The organism is Fodinibius roseus (genome assembly GCF_900129315.1).
Classification (GTDB): Bacteria; Bacteroidota; Rhodothermia; order Balneolales; family Balneolaceae; genus Fodinibius; species Fodinibius roseus.
In genome coordinates, this window is sequence record NZ_FQUS01000011.1 from 78940 (window position 1) to 101582 (window position 22643).

General features: G+C 49.9%; 21 protein-coding genes and 1 pseudogene. 4 read left to right on the forward strand and 18 right to left on the reverse strand.

Annotated features, from left to right (window positions below):
• Nucleotides 1–88: 88 nt before the first annotated feature.
• From murA to BUB16_RS11440, 4 genes are read right to left on the reverse strand one after another with little or no spacing between them, the layout of a single operon-like run.
• On the reverse strand, nt 89–1360 hold the full coding sequence (gene murA / locus BUB16_RS11425) for a UDP-N-acetylglucosamine 1-carboxyvinyltransferase (protein WP_073064037.1): 1272 nt from the start codon (nt 1358–1360) through the stop codon (nt 89–91).
• Nucleotides 1353–1868 carry an acyl-CoA carboxylase biotin carboxyl carrier protein subunit gene (locus BUB16_RS11430; RefSeq protein WP_073064040.1) on the reverse strand — a complete coding sequence of 172 codons (516 nt, stop codon included), beginning with the start codon at nt 1866–1868 and terminating at the stop codon, nt 1353–1355. The genes murA and BUB16_RS11430 overlap by 8 nt, the downstream gene beginning before the upstream one ends.
• 13 nt (nt 1869–1881) lie before the next feature.
• The gene (locus BUB16_RS11435) at nt 1882–2151 is read right to left on the reverse strand and encodes a hypothetical protein (RefSeq protein WP_073064043.1); all 270 of its coding nucleotides are present in this window, start codon (nt 2149–2151) and stop codon (nt 1882–1884) included.
• 60 nt (nt 2152–2211) lie between these two features.
• Nucleotides 2212–2787, reverse strand: a complete 576-nt coding sequence (locus BUB16_RS11440; RefSeq protein ID WP_073064045.1) for a hypothetical protein — start codon at nt 2785–2787, stop codon at nt 2212–2214.
• A gap of 90 nt (nt 2788–2877) precedes the next feature.
• Here BUB16_RS11440 and BUB16_RS11445 point away from each other — a divergent pair, with 90 nt between their 5' ends.
• The 4 genes from BUB16_RS11445 to BUB16_RS11465 all read left to right on the forward strand — a co-directional run bounded on the left by BUB16_RS11445 (nt 2878) and on the right by BUB16_RS11465 (nt 9146).
• Nucleotides 2878–3699 (forward strand): DUF3108 domain-containing protein, encoded by an 822-nt coding sequence (locus tag BUB16_RS11445; RefSeq protein WP_073064048.1) that lies wholly within the window; start codon nt 2878–2880, stop codon nt 3697–3699.
• Complete coding sequence (dut, locus tag BUB16_RS11450) at nt 3696–4139, forward strand: dUTP diphosphatase (protein ID WP_073064052.1); 444 nt, start codon at nt 3696–3698, stop codon at nt 4137–4139. The genes BUB16_RS11445 and dut overlap by 4 nt, the downstream gene beginning before the upstream one ends.
• Nucleotides 4140–4404: 265 nt before the next feature.
• Nucleotides 4405–5700 carry an MFS transporter gene (locus tag BUB16_RS11460; protein ID WP_073064058.1) on the forward strand — a complete coding sequence of 432 codons (1296 nt, stop codon included), beginning with the start codon at nt 4405–4407 and terminating at the stop codon, nt 5698–5700.
• Nucleotides 5701–6116: 416 nt separating this feature from the next.
• Nucleotides 6117–9146, forward strand: a complete 3030-nt coding sequence (locus BUB16_RS11465; protein WP_073064061.1) for a hypothetical protein — start codon at nt 6117–6119, stop codon at nt 9144–9146.
• Between the two features lie 652 nt (nt 9147–9798).
• Here BUB16_RS11465 and BUB16_RS11475 read toward each other — a convergent pair.
• The 14 genes and pseudogenes from BUB16_RS11475 to BUB16_RS11535 all read right to left on the reverse strand — a co-directional run bounded on the left by BUB16_RS11475 (nt 9799) and on the right by BUB16_RS11535 (nt 22584).
• Nucleotides 9799–10548: an SDR family oxidoreductase gene (locus BUB16_RS11475; RefSeq protein ID WP_073064064.1), complete on the reverse strand. Its 750-nt coding sequence runs from the start codon at nt 10546–10548 to the stop codon at nt 9799–9801.
• Between the two features lie 29 nt (nt 10549–10577).
• Nucleotides 10578–11132, reverse strand: a complete 555-nt coding sequence (locus BUB16_RS11480; protein ID WP_211483152.1) for a cupin domain-containing protein — start codon at nt 11130–11132, stop codon at nt 10578–10580.
• The gene (locus tag BUB16_RS11485) at nt 11122–11850 is read right to left on the reverse strand and encodes a carboxymuconolactone decarboxylase family protein (RefSeq protein ID WP_073064068.1); all 729 of its coding nucleotides are present in this window, start codon (nt 11848–11850) and stop codon (nt 11122–11124) included. The genes BUB16_RS11480 and BUB16_RS11485 overlap by 11 nt, the downstream gene beginning before the upstream one ends.
• A 37-nt stretch (nt 11851–11887) precedes the next feature.
• Complete coding sequence (locus tag BUB16_RS11490) at nt 11888–13477, reverse strand: carboxylesterase/lipase family protein (protein WP_211483153.1); 1590 nt, start codon at nt 13475–13477, stop codon at nt 11888–11890.
• Between the two features lie 124 nt (nt 13478–13601).
• Nucleotides 13602–14006 carry a nuclear transport factor 2 family protein gene (locus tag BUB16_RS22200; protein ID WP_350354138.1) on the reverse strand — a complete coding sequence of 135 codons (405 nt, stop codon included), beginning with the start codon at nt 14004–14006 and terminating at the stop codon, nt 13602–13604.
• 111 nt (nt 14007–14117) lie between these two features.
• Nucleotides 14118–14444: pseudogene (locus tag BUB16_RS22205) on the reverse strand (cupin domain-containing protein); the annotation flags it as partial.
• A gap of 33 nt (nt 14445–14477) precedes the next feature.
• Nucleotides 14478–15326, reverse strand: coding sequence for an aldo/keto reductase (locus tag BUB16_RS11500; RefSeq protein ID WP_073064097.1), 849 nt, complete (start codon nt 15324–15326; stop codon nt 14478–14480).
• Nucleotides 15327–15411: 85 nt separating this feature from the next.
• Nucleotides 15412–16569, reverse strand: coding sequence for an aldo/keto reductase (locus BUB16_RS11505; RefSeq protein WP_073064100.1), 1158 nt, complete (start codon nt 16567–16569; stop codon nt 15412–15414).
• 60 nt (nt 16570–16629) lie between these two features.
• Nucleotides 16630–17613: an aldo/keto reductase gene (locus BUB16_RS11510; protein WP_073064103.1), complete on the reverse strand. Its 984-nt coding sequence runs from the start codon at nt 17611–17613 to the stop codon at nt 16630–16632.
• Nucleotides 17614–17657: 44 nt separating this feature from the next.
• Nucleotides 17658–18104, reverse strand: coding sequence for a nuclear transport factor 2 family protein (locus tag BUB16_RS11515; protein ID WP_073064301.1), 447 nt, complete (start codon nt 18102–18104; stop codon nt 17658–17660).
• Between the two features lie 78 nt (nt 18105–18182).
• Nucleotides 18183–18806: a flavodoxin gene (locus tag BUB16_RS11520; RefSeq protein ID WP_139240286.1), complete on the reverse strand. Its 624-nt coding sequence runs from the start codon at nt 18804–18806 to the stop codon at nt 18183–18185.
• A gap of 59 nt (nt 18807–18865) precedes the next feature.
• Entirely contained in the window at nt 18866–20269 is a 1404-nt protein-coding gene (locus BUB16_RS11525; RefSeq protein ID WP_084088217.1) for a PQQ-dependent sugar dehydrogenase, read from the reverse strand.
• 51 nt (nt 20270–20320) lie between these two features.
• Nucleotides 20321–21364 carry an SMP-30/gluconolactonase/LRE family protein gene (locus BUB16_RS11530; protein ID WP_073064109.1) on the reverse strand — a complete coding sequence of 348 codons (1044 nt, stop codon included), beginning with the start codon at nt 21362–21364 and terminating at the stop codon, nt 20321–20323.
• 83 nt (nt 21365–21447) lie between these two features.
• Complete coding sequence (locus BUB16_RS11535) at nt 21448–22584, reverse strand: alpha/beta hydrolase (protein ID WP_073064112.1); 1137 nt, start codon at nt 22582–22584, stop codon at nt 21448–21450.
• Between the last annotated feature and the right edge of the window lie 59 nt (nt 22585–22643).

Consider the following 22643-nt stretch of genomic DNA (forward strand, 5'->3'; position numbering starts at 1 on the left):
GAATGGATATAAGCTAATTTTCTAATCATTAGCCAGAAATAACTTCTTAGGAGCTGTTTGAAATCCCTTCCGGGTTTGATCCGGTCCATCACTCTTCCTGGTCGGTGCGGGTTATCCGGGCGCCCACGGCCGTTAGTTTTTGTTCCAGATCCTCGTAGCCCCGGTCCAGGTGATAGATGCGCAATACATCCGTTTTGCCTTCCGCAATCATGCCCGCCAGGACAAGGCTGACGCTGGCGCGCAGGTCCGTACTCATGACAGAGGCTCCTTTCAGGGGCGTCTTCCCTTCAACGGTCACAGTATTTTCCGAGACCTCCATATCCGCGCCCAGGCGGGTCACTTCCGGCACATAGCTGAACCGGTCGTAGTAAATGGTGTCGGTAACAGAGGAAATGCCGTCGGCCTGTGTCATCATCGTAGCCCACTGGGCCTGCAGATCGGTCGGAAAGCCCGGGTAAATCTCGGTCCTGATATCGGTCGGCTGGAGCTTCTCGGGTGCATTGACATGTACGGTGTCCCCGTTCATCGCCAGCTCCGCGCCCGTTTTCCGGAACGTCTCCGGAAAATGGCCCAAATCGTCGACATCCACGCCGGTAAGCGTCACATCCGATTCAGGGTGCATGGCGGCGGCAATCATGAACGTGCCGGTTTCGATCCGGTCAGCGGCATTCCGCATCGTGACACCCTCGAGATGATCCACCGCCCGGATCGTCAGCGTATCCGTGCCGATGCCCTCGATATCAGCCCCCATCTCGACCAGCCTTTTGCAAAAAATGACTACATCCGGCTCTTTGGCAGCATTTTTAATAGTGAATTTGTTGGCGCGCAGCACGGAAGCCAGCACGAGATTGATGGTCGCTCCGACGCTGCTCGGCTCGAGGGTGAAGGAGCCCCCTTCCATCTCTTTGGGTGCACTGGCAATGACATAACCCTCCTCAAGCTTGATGTCGGCGCCCATCTCACGCATGCCGTTCAGATGCAGATCGACGGGACGAGGTCCCCACGCGCAGCCGCCGGGCAGCGAAACTTTCGCCTGTCCGAATCTCCCCAGCAGGGCGCCCAGCATATAAAAGGAGGCCCGCATCTTGCGGACGAGCTCGTAGGGCGCTTCGAGGTGAGCCAGGTTGGCCGGATCAATAGCAAGCGTGCCCTCATCCTCGTCAAAGGTCACGAGGGTGCCGGTCACGCGAATGACATTATTAAAGGTATAGATGTCGCGCAGCTTCGGAACATTTGTGATCGTGGTCGGCGAATCGGCCAGCAGCGATGCAGCCATAAGAGGAAGGGCCGCATTTTTGGATCCGCTGATGGGGATGGTTCCTTTGAGAGGGGTAGGTCCTTCTATAATAAATTTATCCACTTGCTTCGATTTCTAAAATTAGTGCGTTTTTTTCCAAAGAGTCGCCCCGGGCCACGGCCACCGTCGTTATGAGTCCACTGACCGGGGCTTTGAGTTCGTTCTCCATTTTCATCGCTTCCAGGATGGCCACCGGATCGCCGAGAGTCACTTCGTCGCCTTCTTCCACCATGATCTCCAGGATCTTGCCCGGCATGGGCGCATTCAGCTTGCCCGCGCCTATTTCCCCCGCCGTTTTAAATCCGAGACGGTCGAGCAGCAGGTCCTGCTCATCGCGCACATCCACCGAGCACCAGTGTCCGTCGAGCGTAAACGTAACCGTATGCCGGTCGTACTCTACATTATCAATTTTATAGAGTTTTGTTCCCGTCCGCAGTAAATATCGCCCGTTGTCCTGGCGGCTGAACTCATAGGAGAGAACCTCATCCTGGAAATGGGCTTCCCCGCGCTCTTCCTGCAGTTCGAGCTCAACAGTTTGTTCACGCTCACGGATACGGGCTTCGAACTTCATAAATGGATAACAGTTAGTGCGATTTGATTTCTGTAAGTCCCTTGCTCGTTGCACGGAAGGTAAAATCCTGCAGATGGTCGGAATCGTAGAAGCTGGTTAACGTAATCTGGGAGCCATTTCGTTCATAGGCCTCCACAAAGCCAAAGCTGAGCAGGTTGATCAGATCGTCGCGCAGCTCGCCGTAGAGGTGACCCGTTTCTTCCATGATGACCTGGAACCGCTCGGGGAAAATTAGCTTTTCCAGTACCTTTCGCTCGGATTTGGAGATTTTTCGCTTGCTCATGATAGTAGATTCTAAAAGGGTTGAAGATAGAGCGACTGTTTCTTTATAACAACCTGTGATCTACGGCGTTCCCGCCTGCCCGATCCGTACATCGCCATAGGAGATGAGATTCCTCCCGCCGCCGTCATAAATCAAAATGCGATACAAATCTTCAGCATCGCTACCACCCGGTGATCCTGAAATTAGTTGGCCTTCTAATTTAAATTCAATGAGAGCCGGGGTTGAAGTTATTGCTTGTTGAGCAAGGGGCACCAGAGGATTAGAAGCGCTCAAATCCAAAACATATATCTCGATCCTGGAGAGATTCTGTATACTCCTCAAATCGATCTGAAGCGTTAACTTTTGGTTGAATGGTAAAGGATTTGGATAGGGTAGCTGTGTTAAGGGTTCGCCAATCGTTATCAGACCGCTATACCGGGGACTGATCCGCCAGTCATCCGGATCTTTCTTATTCTCGTTTATTTTTCCGCCGGCATCGGTTTCCGTGATATTTTCGGGTAACCTCAGGGCCTCTTCTTCAAACTTTTTCTGATCATCACTTTTGGAACAGGCTGTCCCCATACATATAAAAGCGCTCAACAGGAACAGCGCAGATGAGCGTAATAACAGCTTTTGCAGAGCGAACGTTTTTGACATAAGAACCCTTCAATAATATTTCTAATTCCGGTTAATAATATCGAACTTTGGTTACTTATATAAAAAAGAATCTTTAAGACCATTCATCCATTGACACACGCCGTTAAATACCTTTTTTTGAGCCTGTTCGCGCTCAGCCTGCTGGTTGTCGGCCGCGCAGAGGCACAGCAGTCCGTGCCCGCCTATCAGCATCCGGAGCGTCCCCCGACCCTGCAGGAGCTTCTGGAGTGGAAAGAGACCTTTACCTACAATGTTAAATACAGCTTCTTTAATCTCGGAAAAGTACAGACAACCATTGTGCGGGATACGACCTACGAAGGCGAGCATCTGTGGTGGCTTCGCACGAAGATTATCTCCAACTCATCCATTCCGTTTATGGGCAGGGAGGAGAACCATTACAACACTCTTTTTGTAGAGACGGACAGTCTACCGCATACCCGGCTCTACTGGCGCGACAATGTAGATGAGGAAGAATTCAACGCAGAGCGATACGACTTCGATTATGACCGGCAGAAAGTGTATTTTTCGAAAGACGGCGAGCCGGAAGACACCCTGGAGCTGACGGAGCCCTCAACATCGGGACAGCTGATATTTTATTACAGCCGCATCCTTGCCGGGACGGACCAGCGCTACAGTCTGCCTGTATACCTCGAGGGCGAGAAGGGATATATTGACGTCCATAACACACGCAAAACGGAGATCAGGGAGTACGAAGCCTTTCCGCAGGGAGTCACGACCTACTACACCGACGGCAATGCGGATATTGATGGCCCGTTCGGTTTCAGCGGGCAGTTCAAGGCGTGGTACCTGGCCGATGACCTGCGTATCCCTGTGGAAGCGCATGCCAGGGTCTGGCTCGGGAATGTTAAAATTCGATTAATTGATTACAAAAAAGAACCGCGAAAACAATGAACGTCTACTTTAAAAGACTGCCTCACGCCGGGGATCTGGAACTGCCCTCATATGAATCCGAATTTGCCGCCGGAATGGATATCCGGGCAGCGCTCCCGGAGCCGGTTGAACTGCTCCCGGGTGACCGCGTGCTGGTGCCCACGGGACTGCAGATGGCCCTTCCGCAGGGATATGAAGCGCAAATACGTCCCCGCAGCGGACTCGCATACCGTAACGGCATCACCATGCTGAATACGCCGGGGACCATCGATGCCGACTACAGGGGCGAGGTCAAGGTGTTGGCTGTCAATCTGGGGAATGAACCCTTTGTCATTGAACACGGCGATCGTATCGCACAGATGGTGATCGCTCCGGTAACCCAGGCCCGTATTGAGGAAACGAACAACCTGCCCGACACCCAGCGCGGGGCCGGCGGCTTCGGGAGCACGGGTGTTAAGTAGTCGAGATCTTTGCAAAACCGTTCTTTTGCCCAATGTCGGCGTTATCGGTCGGTTGAAATTCTCACATATGGGCGAATATGCTGCGATTCCAACCTCCCTTTGGCCTTGACCTTGAACAATATTCCTGGTTTTCAAAGCCCTCGCAGTCAAAAGTAGAAGATATTGAGTCGAAAGACCCAACGCTCCGGTTTCCGGGCCTGAATTTAGAAGAATTCAGGATGGCAGACTCTAAAAAATCAGAAATGAATAATCAATAACCTAAACAGTGCTCGAAAAGATACAACCCTATATCGACCTGGTGTCGAACAACCAGAACTACCGACGGCTGTGGCTCAGCCAGATCGTCTCCAATTTCGGGGATTGGTTCGGGATTCTGGCGGTGTATGCGCTTATCACCCGGTATTCCGATTCTGAATTCTTACTGGGACTGATTATCGTGGTCAAGATGTTGAGCCTGGCCAGTTTTTCGCCCTTCGCGGGCTATCTGACCGACCGGTTTGACCGGCGCCGCATCATGATCATTTGTGATTTGCTGCGGGGACTGCTGGTGCTGGGGTTGCTGCTGGTCGTATCCTATGACACGCTCTGGCTGGCCTACGTGCTCACGGCCCTGCAGATGATGCTTTCCGCGATTTTCGAGCCGGCCAAGACCTCTTCTATCCCCAATGTGACCACCCGGGAAGAACTCGTGGATGCGAATGTGCTTTCCTCCGCCAGCTGGAGCATTATCTTTACCATGGGGATGGGATTCGGGGGACTGGCGACGGCATGGCTGGGTACGGACCTGGTCTTTATTATTAACGCCATCAGTTACGCGGTATCAGCCCGGTTCATCTACAGGGCGGTCATCCCGCAGGAAAAGATGTCCCAAGCCGAGCTGAAACGCACGCGTAATCCGCTTACGGGTATCAGGGAAGGCTTTCGATATCTGTTTGACAATCCCCAGGTACTGCGTCCCACACTCGCCAAGGGATGCTTTACGATGCTGCTGGGGGGACTGACGTACATGCTGATACTGGTTTCCGAAGATGTTCTGATGATGGGAAGCATCGGTCTCGGCCTGCTCTATTCGGCGCGCGGCGTGGGCACGGGGATCGGTCCCGTTATCGGGCGGCGCATTTTTGACCGCGAGCGCGACTGGGTGCGCGCCATGGGATACTGCATGATGTTCGGCGGGATGATGTATTCGATTGTGGGTATGACGACCAGCCTGGGGGTAATGCTGCTGTTTGTCTTTATCGCCCATGCGGCCTCCGGGGCCAACTGGGTGATGAGCACGGTACTGCTGCAGCGCCGCACGCCGGATACATTCAGGGGACGTATTTTCAGTACGGAATGGCTCCTGTTCACCCTGACCCAATCGGCTTCCGTGATGCTGGCTTCCTGGATTCTGGAAAATGACTGGCTCGGCATACAGCAAACAATGATCGTTTACGCTTTCTTCCTGGCCGTGGCGGGTGTAATATGGCACCTGACGGTGACCCGTGACGAAGAGGCCTACCATGAGAAAAACGGGGAGGAGTATGTGCCGGCGCACTCCCGTACGGCGGAGCGGTTTTGAATAGAGCTATTGGAGATTTGCCCCAGCCATAAATGAGTTAGCCCATGAAAATATGCTGCCCGTTACAACGGAAAAGCCAGATCCATACCTTCTCCGTGTCTCCTCCGTACCACCTCCGTAAAATTGCGGATAAATCCCTGAGCAGAGTAGGAGAAGATTATAACTATGTTTTTGGGAAAAATAACAGAAAGGAAACGTGCTATATCTGGTCTTAGATGCCCAATCGCATGCACTCCTGTAGATGTATAATACATCAAGATCAGCCCGGGAGACGTCAGTCGGGGAAAAATCAAAAGAGACTTACCCGGTGGCTAAATCAAAAGGGCGCTTTTTTGCGGTATATGAGCTCTTTTATGAAAATCCTACGTAGTATATGACAGAGACCCTTTCCAATACTAAAAAATATGTAGGTGATTATGATGACGTTACTCGACAGGGCAGGTGTAGATGCGGTGTTACAAATAACGGATACGTATTTAGCCAGGGTTATAACGCGCCGGCTCTATCAAATGCTGCCGGGTTGCCTGGATACGAGAGGAGCAAATTTTCCAACCGGCGGTACCACCATTAACGCTGATGAGGTGGTCTTCAACATTGACGATGTCGGGTTTCGATATGATGACGGAAGCGACAGTACCTTCGTGGTGGTAACCATTAAAGTGTTGGACGGGCAGCTCGAGGTAGACGGCCCGAACGGCATGCAGCCCGCCACCGAAGCGGATCTTGAGTATGAAATTTTCATCAATACGGATGAAACGCAGGGGACCCAGTTGGTGCTTGAAGCCGATGTCGGACTCGATACGCTGCGTGATTTACTGGAGGCGCTGGGCGAGGATGTGAGCGATATCCCCGAGAATGATCCCCGTTTTGAACTGGATATCGGGACCATTGCCGATGCAGGCGTAACCCTTACGCTGGCACAAAATGCCGGGGCTGTTAAAATATTGTCGGACGGAACCTTTGCAGTGGGCTTGAACATTGACCGGCCTGGCAGGACTGCTTCGTCCCAGCGCAGCCTGGATACCTTTCACAATCAGTTTGACGAATCCTTTGTAAGCTCATCCAGCCGTGACTGGACGCTTACGGTGGACCAGTGGATTATCGAGGCCTTTATCGGTGTAATCGATATCGACGACGGTCAGTCCGACTTGCGCAATGTTTCGCAGCACCTCGATCGTATCACCGATACCAAATTGCAGATTGATGGGAGTGGGGAGGGGAAACACAGTACCTTCATCCAGGACTGGTGGGATTTTGATTTTGAAGCCGATATTCAGATGGAAGTAGAGCAGGGCAGCGTGGTAGCCAACTATTCAGTCACTTCCGTAGACCCCGATTCGCCTTTTGTAGGATCTTCCAAGGTGATGGAGGACCTGGAGGAGAACGGCCAGGATGAGGGAACCATCACCATTATTCCCGATGCTGAATTCGGCCAGCCTGATGATCCCGGCGGACAGTATGTCATCACGGGCGTTGATCCTGATCCCGGCATCGTCACCTTCTTCGGAGTGGGCTCGGTAGAGCGGATTTATGATCCCTCCATCCGGGTGGATCCCGAGGATCTGCTTTTTGCTCCCACCTGCTCCGGAAATGCCCCCAGTCATGATATACGAATAACGAACCCGGATATCATGAATATTCCCGGGGAAAGAATGCCGCTGCAAATTTGTGCTATTGAGATCGAAGGGGCGGATCGCAGCGCTTTTGACCTGGTCGGCATCCCCAATGATATCAACCGCATTGAGGCGGGACAGTCACGCTCATTCACCGTCAGAACCGGCAGCCAGGCCATGGGAGGCAACCACAGCGCTTCCTTGGTTATCCGGTCCAACGGGGGCATAAAGCATATTCCGCTGGAAGCCTTGCTGGAGGCCGGATCGGTTTCAGGTATCCCGGAGGATCTGGTCCTGGATGCCCGCCAGCGTGTGCTGGCCTGTGATTTCAAGAGAATTAATAAAGCATCGGAACAGTTTACCATATCCAATACTTCCGGGGGTGCGGTTGAAATCTGCAATATCGAGATCCAGTCTTCCGGAACGGGCCAATGGAGCTGGTCCGGCGAGCAGAGCGGCGATGTCTTCGGCACCGAAGGACGTCTGAGACCCGGGTATGTATTAACGCCGGGTGATCAGAAAGATCTGACCATAACTTTTCAGGCCTCTGTGTTAGACCAGTTTGAAACAGCTACGCTCACCATAACAACCTCAGCCGGCACCCACGTGGTGGATTTAAAAGGGCGGGTGCGAACGGCTTCCGACGACAACTCAGTAGGAGTCGGCGGTTTCGATTATGGAGCGTTCGGGATCGACGCTACCAAGTTTTGCTTCGAATTTGATGATATCCACCGGGCTATCGACTTTTGGGATCGTGTCCACGATGCCTTTCATGACGGTTGGCACCGGGCCAAGCCGATCTGTTGTCCGGAGCCTCATCAGCCCTATTGCCTCTGTGAAAACTTCATGGAGCTCAGCTTTAAGGGGCTCCCCGCCGATACGCGGTTTTCGGCAGAGCACGAGGAACGATACTTTGACTTGAGACATCCCCATGCCAATCCCTCACTGATCTTCCCCTTTCCGCGGAAAGAGGGGGGCAAATTTCGTATCGATCTTGAAAGAGAGGTTGAAGGCAAGGTGAAGGGACGCATGCGTAACTGGCAAATCAGCCGCACCGGCCGCTGGAAGTCGGAACTACCCGTTACCGATATCGCTACCCAGGGTAAATATATCCTGGCGCTCAACGGCGGCGCCCTCAGGACCTTCCGGATCGGCAAGGGAGGGAAACCGGTTCAGCATGCCGAATTTACCTTTGAGGAGTCGGTTGCCGGCGTAAGCCGTGTCGGGTCACATCTCGTGTTTCCGGGCAAAGGTGTCTGGCAGGCGGGCAGGCTGCAGGATGGAGAACTGAAAATGGAGGCAAAAATAGATTTTGAGCCCCTGCATTTTGTCATTCCCCGGTTCTGTCCCCGCAAGGACTTGCCGAATGTACTGTTTGGGATCGGCCCCGAGTCCGTTCTTATGATGGATGGTTCTCAGCCGAGTGAACCCGAGATCATTTCGCAGGTAAGTACCAAGTCAATGCCATCCACCGGGTGGATAGAGGATAACCTGCTTTATTTAGGGGGACGTTCGGGCATTCAGGTCTATTCATTCGATCACAGGGATGGGTTGAAGCGGATAGGGGAAAACAATTCGCTTGAGCAGGTGAGTTCTATAACGGCGCTGGGCAATATGGCGTTTGCTGGCCAGGAAAAGGGAAGCGGAAGCTTTTTTGCCCTGGACGCAAAGTCAGAATTTCAAACCCTTGGCCGGTTCAACGCCTTCAGCAAGTGGGAGGAAATCATGCCGTTCGGCAGCTATCAGCAGCTGGGGCGGAGCCTGGTATCGATTACGCCCGACCGGCGCGGTTTCAACGTGATGGAGATGAAGCTGGGCAGGGTAAAAGAATAGTGATCAAAGCGGGCTTTTTGGCAGGGAAGGGGGCACGGAAGTGCCCCCCCCATGGCAAGCATTCATTGGACCTGTATTCAACATGGGATACATCCAAAATTCGGTACATCGGCTATAAAAAAATCCTTTAAAATAGCGACGAACAGTGCTATTTATGGCAAATGCTTAAAAGGGGTGGAGGGATCAAATGTATTCGACGTGTCCGCGCATTTCCTCTTCTGTTATTACGCGGGCGATAAGGCTAAGTTTACGAACCACTTCTCCAATTGATCGTTCTTGGGAAGCAGAAACTACGCCCGAATGATCTGATGTGGCATTGGTAAGGCGAAGAAAGTCTGTATCGTGGGTTACGAGGCTCGCCGCTGCTGAGCGAAGGTAAAAAAACTGTCGTATAAGCCCCGGTTATGTAAAGTAGCGGGCGTCGGCTAAAGGTTTATAACGGGGATATTGTTGAAACACCATAGCTAAGATAAAGGTGAAGAGGGGACTTGAAACGATATTGGAATTGTTTGTTCTCGGCCTTGACAGAGATCTTGTATCAGTTCGCAGAAAAACTGCTTTATATCTTCTACAATCATTTCGAATAAGTTGATTTAATTTACCTACCAGGTTGCTATTAATATATCAGCAACCTGGCAGGATACAGATATAATTACAGTTCCTGCTTGGTCGGACGATACAATACCTCGTTTACGTCCATATCTTCCGGCTGACTGATTACAAAGGCAACAGAACGCGCAAAGGAATCAGCAGGAATGGCTTTTTCATCATAGTAATCCTTAATGTTTTCGGCCACTCCTTCGGCAGTAACGCTATTTGGCAAGTTAGTATCTACCGCTCCGGGTGAGATCACGGAGGTTCGAATATTGTATGGCTTAACTTCCTGACGCAGCGCTTCCGATATCACTCGCACTGAATATTTTGACGCAGAATAAACTGCTCCACCGGGACTAATAGTATGTCCGGCCACAGATGAAACGCTAATAATTTGACCGGATTTTTGCTCTTTCATATGAGGCAATGCGGCTGCAATTCCATACAAAACTCCCTTAATATTCACATCAATACATTGATCCCAATCATCAACTTTCAGCATCTCTAATGGTGAAAGCGGCATGATTCCAGCATTATTTAATAAGACATCAATGTTACCGTATTCATTTACGGATGAATCTACCAGGTTTTTCACCTGATCCTTGTCTGTTACGTCGGTGGTAACAGCTATAGCTTCACCTCCATTTTTATTAATGGAATCGGCTAAAGCTTCGATCTTGTCTGTACTTCGTGCTCCTAAAGCTACCTTTGCACCACGGTCAGAAAGATATTCAGCCGTGATCTTTCCAAATCCACTGCTTGCCCCGGTAATGACGACGACTTTTCCTTCTATATTGTTATTACTCATAATCTTGTCTTGAATATTAGATTCAACTTTTAATTAATGCTATTGTATTCCTCATCGGATACAGGTTCTGACCATTCAGCTCCGCCTTTATCAAGATTTGGACCAATGGCCGTATGCGTCATGGAATGTTCGTGAGAGGCTCCGTGCCAATGTTTTGCATCTTCCGGGACTTTAATGACATCTCCTTCCCGAATAATTTGCATGGGTTTTCCTTCTATTTGGTGATAACCAGTACCCTCAGTTACAATGAGGATTTGCCCTCCTGGATGGCTGTGCCAGTTCGATCGTGCTTTCGGCTCAAACTTCACCTTACCCCCGTTCGTGTTTAAATTATCTTCCGGAAGTATGATCATATTTACCCACACTGTACCTGTGAAATTTCCTCCTGATACCTCGTTGCCTTCCGGCAGGATGGAGGTCATATTATAATGTTCATCGCTATCTGTTTGTGCCATTGCCTGGAAGGCAGGCAACAATAAGAATGCGATTACGAATATAGAACTGATTGTTTGATTAAATTTCATAATTGATAAGTCTGATTGATTGATTCCTGTATATCTATTATTATTTGCTCTAATCTTCATTCCTGTTTTCCAGCACATTATCCAGTACTGATTGAGCGATTTCTCCTTTCTCTTCACCTAACTCAGTTTCGATAATACCTACGAATTCCTGCAGCTGGCTGGGGGTTAAGCCTACATTCAGGGAAAGATTGAAATGGCTTCCTAACATGGGCTCCACACCATCAAGGCTGCTGAGTATGGAAATGACCACCAGTTCTCGTTGGGCGTAGGTTAACACATCCCGCTCAAACAGGTCGGCAAACAGGTGTTCTTTGAGGAATCTGTCAATGGCAGGAGCAAAAGCTCCGTAGCCCGATTCCGGATTACCCCAGTTTGAGCCAGTCAGCTCATACAAGGTTTCCACTCCCCGTTCGTATTTGTCCCGGTCATCATTGATCGGAGAGGCTTCCGGCCCCCGTTCATCCTGGATGCCGTCAGCCTCACGTTCATCCAAAACCTCCATAAAGGTGTTGAGCCCGCGAATACTCCGGGGAAACCCGGCGTAGGCATACAAATGAACCATCGACTCTTTGATCTCATTGATCGTCAGGCCGGCATCCAAACCGTTATGTAGTGCTGGTTTTAATTGTTGAAGATCACCGGTGGCGGTGTAGGCTGCAATTGGAATGAGGCCTTGTTGTTTTTCGCTGAGTGACTGATGCTGTTCAGAGGTTTGCGCCTTCAGATCGAGTGAAAAACAACTTATTGCCACAAGTAAACTGATAAGTAGTCGTGTCATAAATTTTTCATTTTGCTGTTTTTGTTTTAATTATTGGTTAAATGCCACGTGATTGTAAATGTGCTCGAAATTTCTCAATGGCCTTTTTAATTACATCCAGTCTTTCTTTCCTGGGATCGAGCTTGCCGACTGTTTTGCCATCGGACTCAATTTTGAGTATCTCTTCATTTTGAGTTTGGTAAACGGGCCATTTAGGTACCCCCGCGCCATTAGGATCACCTGTTTTGGCGAAGTTTGCCCAATAGGTGTTCATTACTTGCGCTAACCTTTGTTCTTCAGCCGTTGGCTCAGTATCTCCCCGGCGGGCATCCAGGTTATTAAACACATAGGCAATTTCTGATCCGTGTCCGGCGCCAAACCGCATTCGCTCCTGCATGGCTTCCGGGACATAGGAAAAGAGATACATATAGGCGGGATTGCCTTCATCAACGAAAGCTCTTGCTGTCATGCGGGCCGGCTCACCCCATGCCCAGTCGGTATTAAACTTTGTGATAACCTCAGCGAACTCCTTGTTGCCTTCGGGGTCGTAAGCAGCTTTCGCCTCATCTTCCAGCTCTCCAAAAAGTGAAAACAGCTCCTCTTTTGAGCTGCTGTTATTTACAAAGCTACCCCCTACTTCGGCACTTGTATTCCCGATGATAAGCGGAACGTCTACCTGCCTTCCTGCCTTATAGGCAATTTCAGCCGTTTCTACCACCAGGTCCCCATCCAGAATCGGGCCTGAATAGGTCCGCGGACCGCCCTCACCGTCAGTTTCCTGGCCTCCATCTACAATCTCTTCAACACTTAGGTCGCGAAGTTTTGCCAGTGCTGCTTCATCTGTTCCTTCAATCCCCTTTTTACGAGCAAAGTTTATCCCAATTGATTCAGCAGAAACAGTGTAGAGGGGATCAGCATTATCTTCACGAATCGGTCTGCCGGTAAGAACACCGTCACGACCGCCGCCGGATTCACTGATTGCTTTATGAAAAAGCCCTCTTGCAGCCGGTATGGTCATAAGTGAATGAACCGACACACCACCGGCAGAGAAACCGAAAATGGTCACATTAATCGGATCGCCACCGAATGCGGCAATATTCTCCTGTACCCACTCAAGGGCTGCAATCTGGTCCATATAAGCGTAACTGCCCTTCGGCTCCTGTGGGTGCTCCTCACTCAGCGCGGGGAATGCAAAATGTCCGAGACGTCCCAGACGATAATTAAAGGTCATCAGGATGACTCCTTGTTTGGCAAATTCCTCTCCAGAGGTTGTAGCACCGGCGCCGCTTCCGCCCACAAAAGCACCTCCGTGGATCCATACCATCACGGGAAGATTCGCTCCCTCTTCGGTTCCCTCAGGCCGCCAGATGTTCAGAAAAAGACAATCTTCCGACGAACCCTCCGTAATTGAGCCGGGAGCAGCGCCCCATCCGGCCTGCGCACAATTAGCGCCATACTCGGTGGTTTCGCGCACTCCCTGCCATGAGGATAGGGGTTGGGGCGGTCGCCAGCGAAACTCGCCAACCGGTGGAACAGCATAGGGAATTCCTTTGAAGCTTGACACCTTGCCATCCGTCACGCCGCGTACCATTCCGTTGGTGGTACGAACGGTTGGTGAGGAATTGGAATCCCGTCCTTGTGCATACAATGTTGAATGATGAGCCTGCAATGAGCAACTCAATATGATTGTGGCTAGACCTGTTATTATTTTTCTCATTTTGATAAGCGTTTTTTATGGTTACCCCTTGAGTAAAGACATCTATGTTTGTCAACTAATCATCGCCCGGGGACATCAGCTTAGTGAATGACAAAGAACCCAATTTCCAGCCATCGCTTTGTTTCACATACACTTCAGTAACCTCGAAGGGATTGGTCACTTCGTTGCCGCCCACCTCAGCTATCAGGGTAATCCGGTTCAATAGTATGGCGGTATTGTCAATAATATTCACAGACACCTCATGGATATCCGCCTGCTTATACCAAATTCCTCCGCTTTCTATGATACTGAGTTCACGCTTTGTACCCCAGGATCCTCCCATGTGGACAAACTCAGCTTTTTCGTGAAAGAGATCATCGAGGACATCCACATTTTTGTCTGCCATCCACTGCCACTTTTCTTTGGAGAGATTAATGATTTCCTGTTTTGTACTTTGACTGGCTGACGAAGGGGCATTTATACTGTTGTACTCATCCTCGGGGACACGTTCAAACCATTCTGTTGGCTCATCCCCAGTAATGGCAAGATAGATAACACCCGTTTGAGGCGTTGCGGCATGCCAGTGCTCTATCCCGGGAGGACATTTGATGACATCTCCCTTATTAACGACCTGAACCTCCTCACCTCTTTCCTGGTAATAGCCGGTTCCTTGCGTAATAAGTAATTGTTGGCCTGCCGGATGCATATGCCAATCCAGTTTTGCCCCAGCAGCAAAAGTTGCAACCACCACGTTAAAATCGAAAGTGCTATCGGCATCACTTAAGTGATTGAGCCATACATCTCCGGTATGATGAACATTAGGGGCTTTCTCACCTTTTTGAAAGATAGAAGTATCCTGTGCTATGGCTTGGGTAGAAAGTGTGCCAAAAAATAAAATCGCAATTAGTAGTTGTTTCATAATGAAATCCCAAATTAAAGTTGTAGTATTTAGTCATTTCCCCAACGTACTGGCAAACCACTTGATAATTTCCGGATCACGATGGCTGAAGAATTGACTTTCCCCGATATTGAGCTTCTTTATTGATTCCATGTCTTCATCTGCGAGTTCAAAGTCGAAGACGTCGAAATTCTCTTTCATTCGTTCTTTCCGGACTGTTTTGGGAATCACGACAACACCTCGTTGTATAAGCCATCGCAGGACCACTTGGGCAGCCGATTTGTCATATTTCTCTCCAATGGAAACCAACAGCTCATTGCTAAACGTGTTGTTCTTACCCTCAGCAAAAGGTGCCCATGATTCATGCTGAACACCGTTTTCTTCTAAAAACTCCTGATCGTCGTGGCGCTGATAAAATGGGTGTGTTTCAATCTGATTGACGGCCGGAACCACCTTATTATTAACAATCAGGTCCATCACGCGGTCGGGATGGAAATTGCTCACGCCAATCGCCTTCAGAGTTCCATCGTTATACAACTCTTCCAGAGCCCGCCATGACCCGTGCACATCGCCATACGGCTGATGAATCAAATACAGATCCAGAAAATCTGTTTGCAGCTTGTTCAGGGATGTTTCAACGGCTTTTTTGGTAGCTTCGAATCCAACATCTTCAATCCAAAGTTTGGAAGTAAGAAAGATCTCTTCTCTATCAATCCCACTTTCCTGAATTGCTTCACCAACCGCCTTTTCATTCTGATAGGCTGCTGCTGTATCAATGGCGCGGTATCCCACATCAATGGCATCCAGCACGCATCGTTTGCACTCGTCGTGATCGGGTATCTGATAGACCCCAAAACCCATGATGGGCATTTTGAGGCCATTATTTAACACTACCTTCTTCATAATTTCATATTTCTTTTTTGCAATTAATTATCATATCTGATTTCCTAAAGTACGGGTGCTAAGACTTTGCCCCGTACTTGATGAACTATTTGTCGGTCAACGCTGAATCAAAGGACCGCACGCCCACCAGCTCAATGTCGGAGAAATCCTTTCGGAATTCCTCCAGCTCTTCGGCAGTAAACTTGACTTCAAGCGCCCCAAGGTTCTCCTCCAGGTGATGGAGTTTAGTGGTCCCCGGAATAGGTACAATAAAGGGCTTCTGGGCCATCAGCCAGCCGAGGGCAAGTTGGGCAGGGGTTGCATCTTTACGCACGCTCCATTTTCGCACCAGGTCAAGAAGTGCCATATTCGCCTCCAGGGCTTCGGGGGTAAAATATTCAACAGCGTCGAGCCGGCAGTCTTCAGAAAATAGGCTGTATTCGTTAAACTTATCCCCGAGAAAGCCACGACAGACAGGTCCCCATGGGACGAAGCCGATACCCAGCTCTTCGCAGGTATCCAGCACCTGGTTCTCAGGAAAGCGCTGAATGAGGGAATACTCGGTCTGAAGGGCGGTGACAGGCTGCTCGGTATGGGCCCGCCGTGTAGTTTCCGGGGAAGTCTCCGAAAGACCAAAGTGGCGCGCTTTGCCTTCCTCAATCAGCTCGCTCACGGTTCCTGCTACATCTTCGATAGGTACCTCCGGATCTATCCGGTGACAATATAAAAGGTCAATACGGTCTGTTTGAAGCCGCTGAAGCATCCCTTCTACGGCCTGGCGAATATGCTCAGGGCGACTGTTTCGTCCTACGGGTTGGTCATTTTCAAATTCAAAACCGAATTTGGTGGCGATGACAACATCATCTCGTACAGGAGCGAGTGCCTCTCCAACCAATTCTTCATTGGTGAACGGGCCATAATACTCCGCCGTGTCAAAGAACGTTACTCCACGATCAACCGCTCCACGGATCACGGGAATCATATCCTCCTTACTGCGGGGCGGATTGTATGAACCGCTGCTCATACTCATGCAACCTAATCCGATGGGGGAGACCTCGAGGGAACCAAGTTTACGAGTTTCCCCGATCGGACTCCCTTTTTGACCTACCGAGTAATCTTTTGCCTGAACTTTTGAAGAGCCCCAGGCTAAGGACGCCAGAGTAAGTCCGGCTCCTGCCATAGCCGTTTTTCCCAGAAAATTACGGCGGTTTATTGTTGATGTGTGTTTGTTGCTTGAGTCGGGTAAATTTTTATCCTTACTCATAATGTCGGGCTATCGGTTAGGTTAATTGGGAAACTACGCATGCTATGAATGTGCACTAAATTAATTGCCGGTGCGTTCTTGGAGCTCTTTGGGATACCGGGCGCCTTGGATTTCAATCTTCGACAACGCCGCATCAATTTGGCTAAGGTCTTCTGATGACAGCTTGATATCAGCTGCCGCAATATTGCTTTTCAGGTGTTTCCTCTTCGTGGTACCAGGAATGGGAACAATCCACGGTTTTTGCGCCAGCACCCATGCAATAGCAATCTGTGCCCGCATTGTACCATGATCACCGGCAATGTCACCCAGCAGCTCGACCAACTGTTGATTGGCCTTGCGGTTGTCCTTGTTAAATCGTGGTACAATATTTCGGAAGTCATTCTCACTAAATTCAGTATCCTCGTCAATGTCTCCTGTAAGAAATCCTTTGCCCAAGGGACTGAAAGGGACGAAACCTATACCGAGCTCTTCGAGCGTGGGCAGTAATTCTTCTTCCGGTTGCCGCCACCACATAGAATATTCACTCTGTACGGCCGTCACCGGTTGGACGGCATGCGCCCGGCGAATGGTATCGACGCCGGCTTCCGACATGCCAAAGTGCTTCACCTTTCCTTCGTCAATCAACTCCTTCACCGTTCCCGCCACCTCTTCGATAGGTACGTCCGGATCCACGCGGTGCTGATAGTACAGGTCGATAACGTCCGTATTCAGCCGCCGCAAGGAACCATCTACGGACCTGCGAATTTGTTCCGGATGGCTGTCCAGTGTCTGGTTCCCATTTTCCATTTTGATGCCGAACTTTGTGGCGATCGTCACCTCCTCGCGAATAGGCGCCAGTGCTTCCCCCACCAATTCTTCATTGGCAAAGGGACCGTATACCTCGGCGGTATCAAAAAAGGTAACGCCCTTGTCAAAAGCCGTGCGGATCAGATTAATCATCTCCTGCTTGTCAGAAGCCGGCCCGTAGCCATAGCTCATGCCCATGCATCCGAGTCCAATGGTTGAGACTTCCAAATCGCTATTTCCAAGTGTCCGCGTTTGCATAACAGTATCCGTATTTACCTTACGTTTAAAAATTTTACCTGCGTTTATTCAATACTATGGGTGTCTCGTACGCTGCTAAAGGTCAAGTCTAATAATTTCCAATCGTCCTTTTGTTGTTGATAGACTTCGGTAACGGTAAACTCATTCGATACTTCACTACCACGGACCACAGCCACCAGCGTAATGCGGTTCCAAAGGATGGCGGTGTCGCCTACAACTTCCACCGCAACCTCATGAACATCCGCATTCTTGTACCAAATGCTTCCGCTTTCAATGATTTCGAGCTCCCGGTCCTTACTCCAGGTTCCGCTCATATGGACAAATTTTGACTTGTCGTGGAAAAGGGTGGCAAGCTCACTCACGTTCTTGTCGGCCATCCACTGCCACTTCTGTTTGGAGAGGTCCATAATTTCTTTCTCCGCATCAGCATTTTGAGCGAAGGATGGCACACCCACAGCGATTAAAAACAGTCCGATAAGTAATGTTTTCATACCTGTTATTAATGAGTTCATAATCATGATTGTTTATGAGTTAGATATTTATTGTTAAGTAGTTTTTGTTTAAACCAGTTACTGTATCTCAATACTTTGTAGCCAATCCGTTACCTCGGCATGGACCTGGTCTCTTCGTTCTCCTTTGATTGCCAGATATATCCCGTCTCGTTCCAATCCGCCTTTGATCGAAAAGGCATCCAGGATATTGCATTCAGGGCATAGTTCCTCTACTTGTTGAATACTGCTTCCCAGGCCGTATCCCCCATTGGTATTGAAGGGGATCAGGGTTTTGCCGCTTAGATCGTATTCGCTTAAAAAGCTTTTCATCGGCGGCGGCAACTGCATATCCCAGGTAGGGAAACCGATAAACAGGGTATCGTACTCCTCGATATTTGTAATCTCTGTCTCAAGAGGGGGGAGGTAGCCTCGTTCATTTTCCCGGTCCACTTGCGCTACGATGGCATCATAATCTTCCGGGTAGGGCGTTTCCAGTTTGAGCTCGACCATCTCGCCGCCCACTTCCTGGTGGATGATGTCTGCTACCGCCTCGGTGTTACCCGTACGGGATAGGTATACGATTACGATATGCTCTTTATCTATCTCGCCAGTGGCGGCATCGGGCTCTTGGGCGTTTGACGAACACGAAATCAGCCCAAGAAATGCTACCACGAACAAGGTAAAAGAACTTATATGTTTCATGATGTTAAACTTATAAATGTGTAATGAACGTTAGATGGGACGGGTTTACGCCATGCCGGTTATCCTCCGCCCGTCTCTTCGTTATTCTCTTTTCCGGTGTATACCACCCGCCAGATACGGCCCTCTTGGGAGTCGGAGATAAAGAGGGCACCATCGGGTCCCATGGCCAGCCCCATCGGACGGTACTCCGCTGCACCTCGGTTAGGAATGGGCTCGACACCGGCAAAGCCATCGGCGAAGGTTTCATAATCACCTGCGGTGCTGCCACCCTCAAAAGGGACAAAAGAAACCTTATAGCCTTGTTGGGGCAGGGGGGCACGGTTCCAGGAGCCGTGGAAAGCGACGAAAGCGCCCCCTCGGTAACGTTCGGGGAAATGCTCACCCGTATAAAAAAGGAGACCGTTAGGAGCCCAATGACCCGGGAAAGCTGCCACCGGATCAAGGTACTCCGCACAACGGCCGACTTCCTGTCCGTCGCCGCCGTATTCGGGGGAGAGCACTTTCTTTTCCTGCTGCCAATCGTAGTAGCAATACGGCCAGCCGGCGTTGGCACCTTCGGTAAGGCGCAGCAGTTCCTCGGCCGGCAGCTCAGCATTTTCTTCTTCCGTATAGAGCTCGGGCCAGAGCTGGTTGAGTTGGTCTCGCCCGTGCTGGGTAACATAGAGCGCACCAACGTCGGTGTTCCAGTCGAGGCCGACGACATTACGCAGACCCGTAGCATAGCGCGCATCGGGGCTGAACGTCTGTCCCGTGTCGCTGGCTGAGAAGCGCCAGATACCCGCATGCCGCTCTAGTTGTGGGCAGGGGTCCAGTCCGGGAGATTCGGGCGTACGCTGTTCCTCCTGGCAGTTATTCGACGGGGTGCCTACATTTACGTAGAGGTATCCGCTGTTGTCAAAGGCGATGGATTTGGAGGCATGCGCGTTCTGCTCGGGGAAACCACTGACAACGATCTCAGGATCCCCTTCCGGAACAAGCGCCCCGCCTTCAGGCATGGGCCAGCGATAGACGGCCACTTTGTTTGAGGCCCAAAGATAACCGTCATGGATTGCCATGCCGGTTTCCCATAAAATACCGCTACCCATCGGCGTCATAGTACTGAACCGTTCAATGACATCCGCCTTAAAGTCACCCGTCGTGTCGCGCAAAGCGGCGATGCCGCCCTCCTCGCTACGCGTCTTCACATAAATGTCGCCATTAGCCGCTACGGCGATATGACGTGCACGGCCAAGGCTGTCAACGACGAGGCTCGCGCAGAAACCGTCCGGCAGCGTGATACCACCGTTATCGGGTGCACACTCGATCTCCACGGATGTTTGCGGGTTACTTTCGGTCTCTTGTTCCTCTTCTTCGCTGCATCCGGCTATCAGCAGCACCGCGAGGAGAGATAGTATAGGAAGCAGACGAAAGAGGGCATCGGGTCTTCTACTGGGGAGTGTCAAACAACATTTTTTGATATTCATAATATTAATGTCATTGGGTTGGATATAAGGGATCTTGATTGGATTGACCAGTTAGTCGAGCGGAATAAACCCCAGGGTATGTTGTGACGTCATCGGGACAACAAGCTGGTTGGCGCCCGGATCATAGCATATGGAAGCAGCGCTTGGGATGTTCTCTGCAATCAGCTCGGCTGACCCACCGGGGCTGATTCGGGAAATACCTCCCTGTCTCACACTGCTTATATACTTGGTTCCGTCAGGCATGATTTCTATTCCATCACCGCCCGCCTGAACAGCATTTTCCGTTTTCAGCAATTCACCGTCCGGTGAAAACGTAAGGACATCGGGGTTTCCAAAATTGACCACGACAATATTTCCGTCGGGATCGATCGCAATGCCGTTCGGGACGTTAATGGGATTGCCCACGGTAAATTCAGAAATAGTTCCCTGGGGAGAGATTTTCCATATTTTCCATGTTTGTGGATCGGGATTTTGTCCCAAATCTCCGGTTTGTGTGGTGTATATGGTCCCGTCCTCGGCCACGGTAATGTCATTGATCCACGGGGAATCTTCGATTCTAATATCTTCAAGCGGTTTTCCAGTCTCCATACTGAACCGCCGGATCACGGCCACACTCGGATCATCATTGCCGGTACCGCCATCGCGATCAGCTACGTAGAGAATACCGTCCGCGATAGTACTGCCCAGCGGTTCATTGAAGACAAGAGGGGGGGACAACTCACTGCGCTGGCTGGGATTCTGCATGCCAATCCATTTTGAAGTGTGTACCGATCCGTCGTGGTTGATGAGGGAAACCCAGGCATTATTGGTCTGTACCTGTTGTGGTGCGCCGCGGTTGGGCACCACAATGAGCTCTCGCTCCGGGTCATAAATGCAGCTTTCCGCTGAACCAAGGGCTCCGTAGACGGTTACGTTGGATGAGATTGGTTTGAAATCACCCTCCGACGTCAGGCCAAGAGGATTGCCCACAGGATATGACTCGGTTTGCTGCGCCTGTGCAGTTGATGAATTTACCGAAACTCCAATAGTTAATACGGTTGTGAGGACAACCGTATTGATAATCAAATGAAACGTTCTTGGGTTACTTTTTTTCATAACTTGTTTTATTAGTAAGTTCAATTTTTAGTTCTCCTATACCACGCAACTCAATCTTTAACTTTTCCAGCTTTTGTTCCTACCTAATCCAAGTTCTTCTCTTCTAACCAGTCCGACAGTAAATCGGCTATTTTCGCATTGTTTAAATCAGACATTGGAAAATGAGTATTTCCTTTGATGCCGACATCCGGAAGATGAACAAGGGTGACATCACCACCATGTTTATTAACGGTATCTCTCCATTGTTCAGCCATACTAAGGGCAGCCCGCCACTGTTCTTCTCCCGGATATTTTGATGGCTCATCCGGTATGTAGTCTCCATAGTAGATAGCGATAGGTATTTCTGTTAAGCGCTCAAACTCGGACATTGGTACACCTCTTGCGCTTAACTGGCCTCCTACATAGGAAATGGGATCAGGAACTTCACCTTCCGGAAATACAAAGTTACTTCCGGGCTCATAAGAGACAATACCTTTAATATTGTTATTCTCAAGTGCTGTGAGCCATCCCTGACCACCACTATGTGAATGAGTAACAAGAACACCGGACCCTATTTTATCAAATAGGGCCGATACTGCACCGAAATTTACTTCTATATCCAAAGGACCAGTGTCGGGTGTCATCTGCCGGAAAAACTGATCTAAAGCTTCCGGATCTTTAGAAAACTGAACACCGGGATAAAATTCTGTACCGATCCCAAGCCTGAAAATTCCAAACCAAAGCTGATCATCAGTCGCAGCTGATATTGTTGTGGGTTCTGTGCTGCGCCCTGCCAACCCTCTTCGTGGCTGATCAATTAGATATACAGGATATCCACGCCGCAAGAAAATACTCTGGAATCCTTCCCGGCCATCAGGAGTTGTTTGCCATGTTTTCATGGACTGGCCGTATCCATGCCAAAATACAAGCGGTAGTGTTCTTGGATTCGTTGGTACCTGATAGAATACAAAGGCGTGGTCACCGTGCAGGCTTTGTCCTTCAGTTGGTTGATCTGCCGGATTAAAAGCTCCATGCTCAATAGGATCAAACGTGCCGGGACTGGTTTTAACGGTACCACCTGCGGCAAAACTGCCTTGTTCTTTAATTATTAATGGTTTTTTTGTTTTAGCTTCTTGGGCATTAACACCCAATGGGGCAATAATTACCAGCAAGAAAGTTATATAAAGTATTCCGTACCATGAACACTTATTAAAGAAATATTCTCGATGGGAGTATTTCATAATGTATAGCTTGAAATAGAAAAAATATCAGATGTAACAATACATAAATAATGTGTTGC